The 12799-nt window shown below is 62.5% G+C and carries 13 protein-coding genes; 8 read left to right on the forward strand and 5 right to left on the reverse strand.

The window, feature by feature from the left end:
* Nucleotides 1-131 precede the first annotated feature (131 nt).
* From EN949_RS25860 to fae, 5 genes are all read left to right on the forward strand, one after another.
* Complete coding sequence (locus tag EN949_RS25860) at nt 132-902, forward strand: ATP-grasp domain-containing protein (protein ID WP_281039791.1); 771 nt, start codon at nt 132-134, stop codon at nt 900-902.
* Nucleotides 899-1855 carry a methenyltetrahydromethanopterin cyclohydrolase gene (gene mch / locus EN949_RS25865; RefSeq protein WP_127367146.1) on the forward strand — a complete coding sequence of 319 codons (957 nt, stop codon included), beginning with the start codon at nt 899-901 and terminating at the stop codon, nt 1853-1855. Before EN949_RS25860 ends, mch begins: the two co-directional genes overlap by 4 nt.
* A 230-nt stretch (nt 1856-2085) precedes the next feature.
* Nucleotides 2086-2937: a RimK family alpha-L-glutamate ligase gene (locus EN949_RS25870; protein ID WP_245459365.1), complete on the forward strand. Its 852-nt coding sequence runs from the start codon at nt 2086-2088 to the stop codon at nt 2935-2937.
* A gap of 14 nt (nt 2938-2951) precedes the next feature.
* Nucleotides 2952-3809, forward strand: coding sequence for a triphosphoribosyl-dephospho-CoA synthase (locus EN949_RS25875; protein ID WP_318011922.1), 858 nt, complete (start codon nt 2952-2954; stop codon nt 3807-3809).
* Nucleotides 3810-3958: 149 nt separating this feature from the next.
* The gene (fae, locus tag EN949_RS25880) at nt 3959-4465 is read left to right on the forward strand and encodes a formaldehyde-activating enzyme (protein WP_127367217.1); all 507 of its coding nucleotides are present in this window, start codon (nt 3959-3961) and stop codon (nt 4463-4465) included.
* A 137-nt stretch (nt 4466-4602) separates the two neighbouring features.
* On the opposite strand, the gene EN949_RS25885 is transcribed toward fae, so the two are convergent.
* On the reverse strand, nt 4603-5313 hold the full coding sequence (locus EN949_RS25885) for a HisA/HisF-related TIM barrel protein (RefSeq protein ID WP_127367218.1): 711 nt from the start codon (nt 5311-5313) through the stop codon (nt 4603-4605).
* Between the two features lie 33 nt (nt 5314-5346).
* Here EN949_RS25885 and EN949_RS25890 point away from each other — a divergent pair, with 33 nt between their 5' ends.
* Nucleotides 5347-6384, forward strand: coding sequence for a hydantoinase/oxoprolinase family protein (locus EN949_RS25890; protein ID WP_127367219.1), 1038 nt, complete (start codon nt 5347-5349; stop codon nt 6382-6384).
* A gap of 20 nt (nt 6385-6404) precedes the next feature.
* Here the strand turns inward: EN949_RS25890 and EN949_RS25895 are convergent, their stop codons facing one another.
* The 4 genes from EN949_RS25895 to EN949_RS36680 are packed head-to-tail and all read right to left on the reverse strand — an operon-like array spanning nt 6405 to nt 10771.
* A complete protein-coding gene (locus tag EN949_RS25895) occupies nt 6405-6995 on the reverse strand; it encodes a DUF447 domain-containing protein (protein WP_127367220.1) in 591 nt (196 codons plus the stop codon).
* Nucleotides 6996-6999: 4 nt separating this feature from the next.
* Nucleotides 7000-8394, reverse strand: coding sequence for a DUF6513 domain-containing protein (locus tag EN949_RS25900; RefSeq protein ID WP_127371818.1), 1395 nt, complete (start codon nt 8392-8394; stop codon nt 7000-7002).
* Nucleotides 8387-8938, reverse strand: coding sequence for a flavoprotein (locus EN949_RS25905; protein WP_013532041.1), 552 nt, complete (start codon nt 8936-8938; stop codon nt 8387-8389). Before EN949_RS25905 ends, EN949_RS25900 begins: the two co-directional genes overlap by 8 nt.
* Nucleotides 8939-8941: 3 nt before the next feature.
* Entirely contained in the window at nt 8942-10771 is a 1830-nt protein-coding gene (locus EN949_RS36680; RefSeq protein ID WP_127371819.1) for a (5-formylfuran-3-yl)methyl phosphate synthase, read from the reverse strand.
* A 250-nt stretch (nt 10772-11021) separates the two neighbouring features.
* Between EN949_RS36680 and EN949_RS25920 the strand changes: the two genes are divergently transcribed.
* Nucleotides 11022-12251, forward strand: coding sequence for an ABC transporter substrate-binding protein (locus tag EN949_RS25920; protein WP_027162614.1), 1230 nt, complete (start codon nt 11022-11024; stop codon nt 12249-12251).
* A 21-nt stretch (nt 12252-12272) separates the two neighbouring features.
* A partial coding sequence (locus EN949_RS25925; protein WP_164782546.1) for a cytochrome D1 domain-containing protein occupies nt 12273-12799 on the forward strand: 527 nt, incomplete at its 3' end.

Consider the following 12799-nt stretch of genomic DNA (forward strand, 5'->3'; position numbering starts at 1 on the left):
ACTTTCGGCTCGCCGCCATTGCCGGCGAGCCGAAAGTGTCGCGCGATTTTGTCCACGGTCTCAGGCATCCGCTCAAACCCTGAGCCCAGGACAATGGCGGCGCCGCGATCCGCAGGATCAAGGATCCGCAGTTGCTGGCCGATGATTGCGCCGAACTCGGCATCCCGCATCCGCAACTGCGATGGGACCAGCCGCCTGACCCGGAGAACTGGGTGGTCAAGACCGCGGGCGGCGCCGGCGGCGGACACGTCAGACGAGCAGCCGGAGAAAGCCCGACCGCCGGCCGCTACTTCCAGCGCTTCGTTGCCGGTCGCAGCATCTCGGCCCTGTTCGTCGGCAATGGTCAAACCGCGCACCTCGTGGGTTTCAGCCACCAATGGACGTCTCCCGCCCCCACAGCGCCCTATCGCTACGGCGGCGCCGTACGGTTGAGACGCTTCGATCGCAGACAGGCGGCGGTCATCGGCGGCTGGCTCTCAAGTCTGACGCGGCGCGCCGGCCTGCTTGGATTGTGCAGCGCCGATCTGATCCGCGGACCGGATGGCTACACGTTCATCGAGATCAATCCGAGGCCGGGCGCCACCCTCGACATTTTCGACGATGTTGACGCGCCATTGATCGAAGCGCATGTGCGAGCCGCGACGGGTCAGGTCTTCCGCTTGCCGCGCTTCGTCGATTCGATGGCGTCGATGGTGACCTACGCCGCGACGCCAATCACTCACTTTCCGTCGATTGCCTGGCCTGAATGGACAGCGGACCAACAGTCGGCTGGCACCCGTCTGATTGCCGGCGACCCTGTCTGCACGGTCTTCGCGCGCGGTCCGAGCGCCCAATCGACCAAGCGGCTCATCAAGGGACAAGCCAGCCAATTGCAACTCCAATGGGAAGGAGACCGGACATGAAAGACGGTTCGGCATTCCTGAACGACAATGCACAGCGCATCGTTGACGGCATGATCGGCGACGCCGAACGCCTGCGCATCGTCGTTTCCAGGGGGCCATTGGGCGAGCGCCTGATCGATGCCGGCGCCAAGACCGTCGGCAGCGTCGAGGCCGGGATGCGCATGGCTGAGGCGGCGATGGGCGGTCTCGGCAGCGTTTCGGTGTTCATGGATCGCGCGTCACAGCAATGGCCGTTCACCGTCGAAGCGCGATCTTCGCAGCCGGTGCTGGCCTGCCTGGGCAGCCAGTATGCGGGCTGGAACCTGTCTGGCCAGGACTATTTCGCGATGGGATCTGGGCCGGCGCGGGCCCTCGCCCGGGTCGAACCGCTGTTCGAGACACTTTCCTATCGCGACATCGCATCTTCCGCGGTGCTTATCCTTGAGACGGCCGAACCGCCTCCCCGCGCGATCGTTGAGAAAGTGGGCAAGGCAACTGGACTGGCGACGGAAAAGCTCACCTTCCTCTACGCGCCGACACAAAGCCTTGCCGGCGGCGTGCAGATCGTGGCGCGCGCGCTTGAGGTTGCCCTGCACAAAATCAACGATCTCAAATTCCCGCTGGAGAACGTTGTCGACGGCATCGGAACGGCGCCGGTCCCCGCCCCCCATCCGGATTTCCTGACCGCTATGGGCCGAACCAACGATGCCATCATCTATGGCGGCAGCGTCCAGCTCTTCGTCAAAGGATCGGCGAAGGAGGCTGGCAAACTCGCGGAAAAACTTCCCAGCAGCGCCTCACGGGACTACGGCCAACCCTTCGCCGAGATATTCACGCGGTTCAAGGGCGATTTCTATGCCATCGACCCGTTGCTGTTCAGCCCGGCTGAAGTGATCGTGACAGCGATCGAAACCGGCGATACTTTTCGCGCCGGTCGGCGTGATCTGAAGATGCTCGAACGGAGTCTCGGCTAGGGCATGGCGGTGCAAAGGGATTCGTCTGTCATTCGCCCGCCCGGCGACTGCCTTCCGTGCAGCCCTGCCGCGGACGCTGCCATGAGGGCGTGGAATCGCTCGCGCCGCCGACATTCCCGCACCCGAGAGGCCACATGATCCCTCGCATCCTGATCGTCAGCGACAAAGTGGACACCGGCTCCAACGGCCTGGCGGCAGGACTTGGTCGGGGGGGCGCCGCCGTTACAGCCGTGCCGCTGGCGGCGATCGCATTCGATACCAGCAGCCCGAGCGGACTTACGATCCCCGGCTTCGGCGGCACGCTGCCCGACGCCGTGCTCGTCCGTTCGATCGCCGCCGGATCGTTTGAAGCGGTTACCCGGCGCCTCGGGGTGCTGCACGCGTTAAGCAGACTGTCGGTTCCCGTATGGAATTCCGCGCAGGCGATCGAGCGCTGCGTCGACAAGTCGATGACGACATTCCTCCTGAAAAATGCCGGCCTGCCTACGCCACGCACCTTTGCCGTAGAAGGACTTGCCGTCGCCGAGGAGGTCGCGGCGCAAGAGCTTCCGCGGGGATCGCTGGTGCTGAAACCATTGTTCGGGGCGCAAGGCCGCGGCATAAAGCTGATCCGCACGCTCTCGGACCTGCCGGCCGCAGAAGAGGTGAACAGCGTCTACTACCTTCAGCAATATGTGTCGCGTGCCGGTCCGCCTTTCCGGGATTTCCGCGTGTTTGTCTGCGCCGGAGAGACCGTGGCGATGATGAGCCGCATCAGCGACGACTGGATCACGAACGTCAACCGGGGTGGCGTGCCGGAACAGGTTTCCGAACATGGCAAGGCGGAACTGGCATCGCTGGCCGTCGCTGCGTCAGCCGCGGTCGGCGCGGATTTTGCCGGCGTGGACATCGTGCGGGCTGACGACGGCAATCTGTTCATACTCGAAGTGAACAGCATGCCCGCATGGTCGGGATTGCAGTCGGTGGTCGCCGTGAACATCGCCGAAGCAATCGCCGATGCCTTGCTGAAACTTCTGGCCGACCGCGCCGAGGCGGCCGCCGCACCGCGGCCCTACCGTTTTGCCGCGCCTGCGAATTCGTGAGGGCGGGCAAGGTGGTGCTTTCGCGTGAACGCCTCCGGGCCAGCTATAAGAATGCCTGCAGGATGGAGATCGAAGCCCTAAAGCCGGGCAACGTCCATCTGTTCGCCGACGGACACGGCATGTCCGCCGCCCAGTTCATGACAAGTGCGGAGGTTTCCTCCGGGCCGCTGACCGATCCTCGTCTGCCGGTCGGGCAGCGGATGCTGGAGGCGGTGCGCGCGACACGACTGGCGGTCGCAACCAACACCAATCTCGGAATCATCCTTCTGGCAGGGCCTCTGATATGCGCCGCCGAAATGGGCGGTGACAGACTGCGTGACAATCTCGATTCGCTGCTTCGGGCTTTGAGCGTGCAGGATACCAAGGCGGTATTCGAGGCGATCGTCACGGCCGCGCCAGGCGGCCTCGGAGAAGCCGCCAACGATGTGCGGCAGGAGCCGAAGGTCCATTTGCTGGACGCGATGAGGGAGGCTGCCGACCGCGACATGATCGCTCGCCAGTACAGCAACTGTTTCGGCGACGTGTTCGGGGTCGGGCTCGCCGCGCTGGATGGAGCGTTGGCACGTGAAGAAGACGGCATGTGGCCGACGGTGTTCGTCTACATGGCCTTTCTCGCCGGCTTCCCCGACAGCCATGTGATGCGCAAGCACGGCGTTCACGTCGCAAATCAGGCGCGGCAGGAAGCCGTTGCCGTTCAGGCGGCGCTCCATGCCGAGGGCGACGAACCGTCGCGCATTCGTCTGCTCATGGAGTTCGACCGCCGGCTGAAGGCCGACAACATCAACCCCGGCACCTCGGCCGACCTCACCGTGGCTACTCTTTTAGTCCACACCCTCGCCCTCACCTTGCATAATCGCGGCGTTGGTGCTTGACTTCCAAAAGCGGAAGCTGTGCTTCCGCGGCTATCTAGCCAACCGGTCCGGGCAAATCCGGACGCTGCCAACAAGGATAGCTGTCCATCGAGCGCCTGCTCGGTTGCAGCGTCCGTGGACATCATAATTGTGTCTTGGAGGAAATTGGCATGGCAAAAATATCAAAGGTTATGATCGGTGAATCGCTGGTGGGAGACGGCAACGAAGTCGCGCATGTCGACCTGCTCATCGGCCCGCGGGGGAGCGCGGTCGAAACGGCATTTTGCAACGCGCTTACCAACAACAAGGACGGCTTTACTTCGCTTTTGGCGGTGATCGCGCCCAATCTTCAATGCAAACCCAACACCGTGATGTTCAACAAGGTCACGATCAAGGGTGCCAAACAGGCGGTCCAGATGTTCGGCCCGGCGCAGCACGCCGTGGCAAAGGCCGTGCAGGACAGCGTTGCGGACGGGACCATTCCGGCCAACGAAGCAGACGACGTGTTCATCTGCGTCGGGGTATTCATCCATTGGGACGCGGCGGACGACGCCAAGATCCAGAAATACAATTACGAGGCGACAAAGGAAGCCATCCAGCGCGCCGTTGCAGGAACCCCGACCGCCGCCGAAGCAACGGCCCAGCGCGACAAGGTCAAGCATCCGTTCGCAGCCTAGACAAGAGACAGCCCCGCACAGGAAAAACCCTCTTCTGAGACGGATGGTCTGTTGCGCCGGCTGAAAAAGGTTCTGGGCTTTTGAAACGTCAGCTCCCGAAGGGCGCACGCCCTTCGGGAGCTGACGAGCAACGACGATCAGGCGCCGAGTGACGCGAGGTGGCCGGGCGTGAGCGTAGCGTTGTGCAATGAGGTTGCGACCAGTGCCGCGGCGACGCCCATGGCGGACAAGGCCCTGATGTCGTTCTCGTCGCGGACACCGCCGGCCGCAATGACAGCGCGATTTCCGGCCTTGGCCTTGACCTCCTGCAAACGCCCGAAGTCGGGACCGGCGGCCGCACCGACCTTGGCCAGCGTCATGACAATCACCTTTTGCGGCCAAAGCTCGGGCTCATCGAGAAGAGAACGCGGCCCGCAAAAACTATCGCCGACGAAATCAAGGGACAGGATGAGATCGGGATGATCGCGAAAACGCCGCAGCAACATGTCGTCTCGCTGCGATTCAGAGCCCAGAACAGGAGACAGCGAGCGTTCGGCAAGCGCCGCCAAAAGTGTCTTTTCGTCGGCCACGCCGGCATCGACCCAAAGTTCCGGCGGCTCCGCCATCGTCCTCAGCCGGGCGAGTGCGTCGCTGTTTGGCGCTCCGCCTTCGATAGCGTCCAGATCTGCGATGTAGAAGGTGGAAAAAGGATAAAGCCCACGCAGTCCTTCAGCGACCGCGACCACATCAGGGCTTCGGCTGAGCGGCGTAACGATCGGCCTGTAGCGATCGCGTTTTCCCTGCTGGGCGCGAACCACCACGCCGCCTTTCAGGTCGAGAACCGGAATGATACGCAACGCTTTTTTCACCGACCAATTGCCACCGTCATGAAAGCTTGAAGCGTGGAAAAAAGAAAGGGCATCATTGCCGGTTTCGACATTGGCGGCGCGCATCTGAAGGTGACCCGCGCACAAGACGGTCGCATCGTCGAGGCGGCAACGATCGCAACGCCGCTCTGGCAAGGGCTGGACAAGCTGGCTTCAGCCCTCGACGAAACGGCTCCGATCTACGCGGGTGCGGATCTCAACGCATTCACCATGACGGGCGAACTGTCGGACATCTTTCCGTCCCGCGATGCCGGCGTGGCGGCTCTGCTGGGTCAGATTTCCACCCATTTCCCCGCAGACAAAAAGCTGGTCTATGCCGGACCATCCGGTTTCGTCGGAGTCGAGCGGGCAGCGCAGCTGACCGCCGATGTGGCTTCCGCCAATTGGCACGCGACAGCCTTGTTGGTGGCAAAACTCGCCGGCGATGCCCTGTTCGTCGACATGGGCTCCACCACCACCGATATTATCGCCATCAAGAACAGCGCCGTGGCCAATGACGGCTACACCGATGCCGGACGGCTTCTAACCGGCGAATTGGTCTATACCGGCTTTACCAGGACATTCCTGTTCGGCGTAGCCTCGTCGGCTCCCGTCCATGGCAGGCTAACGCCGCTGATGAACGAATATTTCGCCTCGATCGCCGACGCTCACCGCATCCTGGGCGTGCTCGACGAGGACGACGACAGGCACCCTCCCGCCGACGGCAAGGAAAAGACCGTGGACGGCTCGATCGCGCGGCTGGCGCGCATGGTGGGGCGCGACGCCACCGACCTCACCCCGCCGGAATGGGGTGAAGTCGCGCGCTGGTTCAGCGAGCAGCAACTGCGCAAAGTGCACGATGCAGCCGCGCTGGTTGCCGGAACCCTGTCTCGGGACGTCCCGATCGTCGGCGCCGGAAGCGGTCGCTGGCAGATCAGGCGGCTGGCCGAACGCATGGAACGCAGTTACGTCGATTTCGCCGACATCATCCCCGCCGATGACACTGTTCGCGGGCAAGCGAGCAGCGCGGCACCCGCGTCCGCGGTAGCGCTTTTGGCGGCATATCCTTCGTAAGCAGGTTGCGGCGCTCGCGCCTATGCTCGCGGGTCCTCGCTACCCGAACCTTTGGCGGTCAAGTGATCGCTGATACGCTGCATCAGCCAGCCCCAGGCTTCCTTTTCGCCCTCGCCTGCGGTCTTTTCGATGGCAATTGAAAGGTAGGCAATTTCCGCCTCGATCTTGTCGCGCGGCAGCATGCCGAGCCGGCTGACCAGGATGGCCAGCTCAAGCACCGCCGCCTTGGCTCGGTTGAGGCCGGTGAACGGCGCGAGCGTTTCCTCCCGCACCACGCGGCAGAAATGGCGGGGGCGCACACCATTGTCATCGACCGCCCGGACTTCGAGGCCCGAATACGCCAGCGCCGCCTCGAGCCTCGGCACCGGAAACCCGTCAACCGGAACGGTTGGCCAATGCTTGCGGCCTGTCAGGCAGCCGGCAAAGACACGCACGTCGTCAGTATAATTGGCGATGGCGAACGGCACTTCGGCGAGATTGTCGAGCGTGACCGACGGCCGGAACGGCGCGATAACCCAACCGTCATTCTCGGCAATGATGCCAATCGGCGCGATGTGGACGTTGCCTGCCTTATTGACCGTCGTGATGATCGATTCGCGAATGTAGGGCATGATCCTAGCGCTCTTTCCTTGCGCGGAGCGTCTTGCCCGGCTCGGCAAGACGGGTACGGTCGGTTTCGGGTGCCGGCGCGGCAACGCCCCATGCGAGCGGCTCGTCCTGCACATAACGCTTGCCGAGCCGCCACGCGATCTCCGCCTTCATCAGTTCCGCGCCGAGGTAAAAAGCGTGTGCGCCGTCGGCGTTGACGTCCAGCCCGGCAAAAAGTTCGAACGCATCCGTGGCAACCGCATGCCCTTTGCTATTGAAAACATGGATGCCGTCCTCCGCTACCGCGATCCGGAAGTTGGCATCGCGCACCTGGGCCGCCAATGCCTCGATATCGTCGGTTGAGGCTGTGAAAGGCTTGCGATCGTGGACCTGCAACAGGCCTGGGTGATAGCCGCGCGGCAACGCGCCGTCCGTGCAAGCAGCCAACATGACGCGGCGGGCGATATCGTGCTCCTCGATCGTCCGCACCGTGTGTGGGCTGACATGCACCGCCAGCACGTTCCGGATCCGGAGTTCCGAGCAGAGCCCCGCTAGCACGGCTGTAACGCCGGAACTGTCGGCGTCGGTCAATTCGGTGAGATTGCCGGTGCCCATCAGCAATTCGATGTCCGGCCAACGGCGCCGCGCCTCGATGAAGCGCCCGAGTGAAACGGCGAAGCCGAAATGGATCGGGTCGAGCACGGGATCGGCAATGAAGGCGACGCCGGCCTTTTGTGCCGCGGTAATCGCCCGGCCGAGCGAATCCAGATCGCCGGGGATGGAGGGTATCAACACTGCCGTAGCCCGATGGTCGAAGATCAACGGCAGCGTGTTCTCATCGAGGCTGAGAAGATAGTCCGCGCCGGCGTGCGCACCGATCGACAGTTCGTCTGCGCTGGCCGAATCGACGCTGACCACAAACCCCTGTGCCTTGAGTGCCCGCACTGCCTCAGCCAGCAACGGAAACGGCGTCTCCGGCAGGCAGCCCAGATCGATGACATCCGCGCCGGCCGCAGCCAGCATCGAGGCCCTCGCCATCAGGGCCTCGACCGACAGCATCGGCGCATCGACGATCTCGGCGAAGATGCGCATATCGTGACGCGTCAGATCGGGCGGTTTGCCCGCCCGGCCAAGGAAGGCCGGAAGGTCGGCGATCTCGTCGGGGCCGCGCACAAAGGGCACGCCGAAATGCTCCGACAGGTGTTCGATGTTTCCCCGATAGCGTCCGGGCAGGATGACGCGGTCGACGTCTCCTGTCAGAGTGAGCCGACGCTTCACGATGTCCTCGCTCATCAGCGCGGCGACCTTGACGCCGACGTCGACGATTTCCCACGCGAATTCGGTTCTGCCCAGCCCGGTCAGCAGCCGTTCCAGCCGCGCCTTGGCCAGATGGCCGGTAAGAAAAACCAGCCGCTCAGCCATCGCTTGCGAGTTCGGCCTGGCGCCGTGTGAGCGAGGCTTCGAGATCAGCGAGCGACTCGACCACCAGGGTCCGCTCGAAACTCTTCAACTGTTTGGTATTTTCCAGGTCGATCCTGCGCGGATAGACCTTGACCAGTCCGTGCGGTGCCTGGGTTTCGAGTTCCGGCGCAGTGTCGCAAGCAAAGACGATGGCTGGCACACGGCACTTTCCCGCTTGAGCAAAGACATTGGTAGCGAGCGTGTCGGAAATGCCATGCACGCATTTGGCGACCGTGTTGGAAGTGGCCGGCGCCACCACGACCGTGTGATAGACACCGTGGTAGAATTCGCCGACCGGGATCGCGCTTGCGGTCTTGTCGTGCAGCACGCGCGTCGTCTCCGGGAAATCAAGTTTAAGCTTGTACATGCGCAGGACTTCGTTGGCGGCCTTAGACACGAAGACATCGCAATGTTCGAGCTGGCGAACAAGTGCGAAGCTCTCCGTAAAAAAATGCCCGGAACCCGTCAAAACCCACGCCCAGCGCGGCACATGCAGCTTCACCATCGGCTATCCCGCCTTCTTTGCCGACGACCCTGTTGAAGCCACTATCCGGATGCCGGGCAGCTTGCCCGACGCGAGCATCGCGCCGGCCCCGGCAGCATCCTTCGGACCGGCGAGATGGAAATCGATGCCGTCGGGCAGCATGGCGGCAAAGCCTGGGTCGACAATGCCTCGGGCCCTCAGGCTGTCAGCGGTATCGCTGTCGAAGAATGCACCGGTCTGCTTGACAAGCAACAGCGCGTTTGCGCCAAGCTTGCCGGCAAGCCAGGCGGACAGAGAATCGGAGGTAATGTCCCAGGAGGCCGGAACATCCAGCGCCGCCAGTGCCAGTGACGACGGCAGCCACACCGGAATCTTCCCCGCCTCCAACACTCGCCCGATCTCGTCCAGCGACCGTGCCGGCGCCAGCCTTTCGTCCCGGTCGAGGATGACATGGCCGAACTGCTCCATGGCCAGGATCGCCATGGCATGAGCGGCGGTGTCGGAAAACTCCATGCTGGTCTGCGTCTCGCGCACATGATCGGCAAAGAGCCCGCCGCCGGGCACGATGACGATCGGCAGCCTGGAACCCGCCAGCGCTGCGATCCAGCTCTTCATCTCCGCCGCATGGGCCGTGCTGCCGCCAAGCTTGACGATGGCCCGTCGAAGCATTTCGGGGCGCTCCTGGCGCGGCCGGAAAACAACGCTTCGGTCTTTTCGGCCAGCAATGCCGGAGGCAGCACCGCGTCCCGCCGATTGGCGCTTGCGTTCGATCTCAACGCCGACGCCGCCAGGGCCGAGCTCGAGCTTTTCCACCCTAACCGTGACGCGCACGACACGCTGGTTCTCCAGCACGTGCGCTGCCACCTGCTCGGCCAAAGCCTCGCTGAGCTGGATATGGCCCCGCGCGACGATGGTGCGAATGCCGTCCATGATGATGTCGTAGGAGAACACATGGCGCATGTCCTCGGGATGGTCGGTGATTTGCAGCACGTCGGCGATCACATCAAAGCGCACTTTTTGAGTATGGCCATGCTCGAAGCTGTAGGCACCGATCTGGACCGGCAGAACAAAATCCCGCACAAAAATCCTGTCCGTGCCCAGTGTCGGGTCGGTGTCCGGCGAATAGCCTCTCGCTGCCAACAGGCGATAGTCGATACTCGATTGATCGCCGGTCCCGGATTCCGCTGGGATCAACTCGCGAATCTGCGAGACCGCCTCGGCGCTGATCGAACTCGTGCGACCGGAATGGCCACACAGCGCCCCCCGAAAGCCGAGAAAATCGGGAGCGAAAGGCAATAGGCGCGGAATGTCCGGAGCTTCCAGCGATCCACTCAGGCCGACCATCAGACCGAGCGATTTCGTTCGATCGACGAATCCCGGAATACGCTCCGGCGGCAGATGATCGAGCAGCCGGCCCTTCCCCTTTTGCGCGGTATCAACCATCACGCCGTGGAAGCGATGCCTGGCGAACATCGGCAGAAGCTCGAAGTCCGGCGCCAGATCGGCAAACAGCACGGCAATCAGCTTCGTTCGTGCGGCGAGAGGTTCAAGCGCCTGTGCGCAGGCAGAGATATTTGCCGAAGGAAAAAATCCGATCTTCACATAGTCGACACCGGTCGCCGCGATCTCTTCGGCCTTGATGCGGATCGTTTCGGGTTCCATCGGCAGGTCGCCGCAGACAGCGCTGACCGGAGCCCGACCCGCGATGAAAGAGATCGTTCGGAGCATGGTTTCCATGGACACCGCGCCCAGGGCTCCCGCCTTCGGGTTCTTCAGGTCGACGATATCGACACCTCCAGAAAGAGCGATCTCCGCCTCTTCGATGCCGGTGACGCTTGCCAGCATTCTGGTCATTTGAACAGTTTCTCCAGTTTGGAGGACAAGACGCTTTTATAGAGGCGGTCGATCCCCCTGCGCCACGTCTCGCCGGTGTTGCCATGCGAATCGACGCTGGCGACCTTCCGCACCGTTCTGGCAGGCGCGAAAAGTCGTCCTATAGGGTTTGATAAATTTTGCGGGTCGGCTAAGTTGATCATGGGCACCTTGACTTGGCGCGGGTCCGGCAACCGTCGAACCTCTGCGCAAGAACGGGTAATTACTATCGATGACGAGCGCGGTGCCAGGCACTCTCGCTGCCTTTTTGTGCTTTTTTTCCCTGACCGTCAACGTTTCCGACGCGACAGGCCAAGAAACGGTGGCGAAGCCGGAAAAAAAGATAACTGAAATCAAGATAGGCTATTTGCGGGCCTACGCACCGCAATTGACGCTTTCCATGCTCGACCTGCCGCCACGTGACGAAGGTGTCGCCGGTGCCGAGGTGGCGATCGGCGACAACAACACGACGGGAAAGTTCACCAACCAGAAATTCAGCCTCGACGTGACCGAGGTCAAGCCCGACGGCGACGCGGTTCAGGCATTCGAAGGCATGATCGCCAAGGGCGACCGCTATGTGGTCGCCGATCTTTCAGCCAAACAATTGCTGTCGATCGCCGACATCGCCCGCGACAAAGGCGTGCTGATCTTCAACGTCGGCGCCACCGACGACAGCCTTCGCGAGGAGGACTGCCGCATCAACGTTTTCCATATCGCGCCGACGCGCAGCATGCTGGCCGACGCGCTGGCGCAGTATCTCATGGTGAAGAAGTGGCCGAATTGGGTGCTGCTCTATGGATCGCATGAGCAGGATCATCTCTACGCCGATGCGCTGCGCCGCGCGGCAACCCGCTTCGGCGGCCAGATCGTCGCCGAGAAGGAATTCAAGGATACCGGCACAGCCAGGCGCACCGACACCGGCGCCACGCAGATACAGCAGCAGATTTCCGTGTTCACGCAAGACCTGCCGGAGCATGACGTGGTGCTTGTCGCCGACGAAAGCGAGGTTTTCGGCACCTACGTGCCCTACCGCACCTGGACGCCGCGGCTGGTCGCCGGCACGGCCGGTCTGGTTGCATCGTCATGGCATCCCGCCAGCGAACAATGGGGCGGCATCCAGATGCAGAGCCGCTTCCTGAAGACGACGAGCCGGCGGATGCTCTCCAAAGACATGTCGGCCTGGACCGCGGTGCGTGCGGTCGGCGAGGCGACCACGCGCACCAAGGGCGACGATGCGAAAAAGATCAGCGACTATATACGCTCTGACGATTTTTCGGTTGCTGCTTTCAAGGGGCAGAAGCTGACCTTCCGCAAATGGAACCTCCAGCTTCGCCAGCCGATCTTGCTTGGCGACACCAAGTCGGTCGTCTCGACATCGCCACAGGAGGGCTATCTTCACCAGGTCTCCGAACTCGACACTCTCGGTGTCGATCAGCCGGAAACGAAATGCGCTCTCAAGTAGAGTCAATCGGGAGGAATTTGCGTGCAGAAACGAGCTTGCGCATTCGCCATTCTCGCGGCCGGCTTCACGGCCAGCCCGGCATCGGCCTATACGGCTTACGTGTCCAACGAGAAGGACAACACGATGACCGTCGTCGACACGGCGACGATGCAGGTGGTGAAGACCGTCGAAGTCGGCCAGAGACCTCGCGGCATCACCATCTCGCATGACGGCAAATTCGTCTATCTATGCGCCAGCGATGACGACACGATCCAAATCATCGACACCGCGACACTTGAAATCGTCGGTACGCTGCCATCCGGCCCCGATCCCGAATTGTTCGTCCTCTCGCCCGACGGCAAGACGCTTTATGTCGCCAATGAGGACGACAATCTCGTCACCGCCATCGACGTCGAAAGCAAGCAGGTCCTGGCCGAGATACCAGTCGGCGTGGAGCCGGAAGGCATGGGTGTCAGCCCCGACGGCAAGACCATGGTCAACACCTCGGAAACCACCAGCATGGCGCATTTCATCGACACCGGCACGCATGAGGTGACGGACAATGTGCT

It is taken from the genome of Mesorhizobium sp. M7A.F.Ca.US.007.01.2.1 (assembly GCF_003998165.1).
Classification (GTDB): Bacteria; Pseudomonadota; Alphaproteobacteria; order Rhizobiales; family Rhizobiaceae; genus Mesorhizobium; species Mesorhizobium ciceri.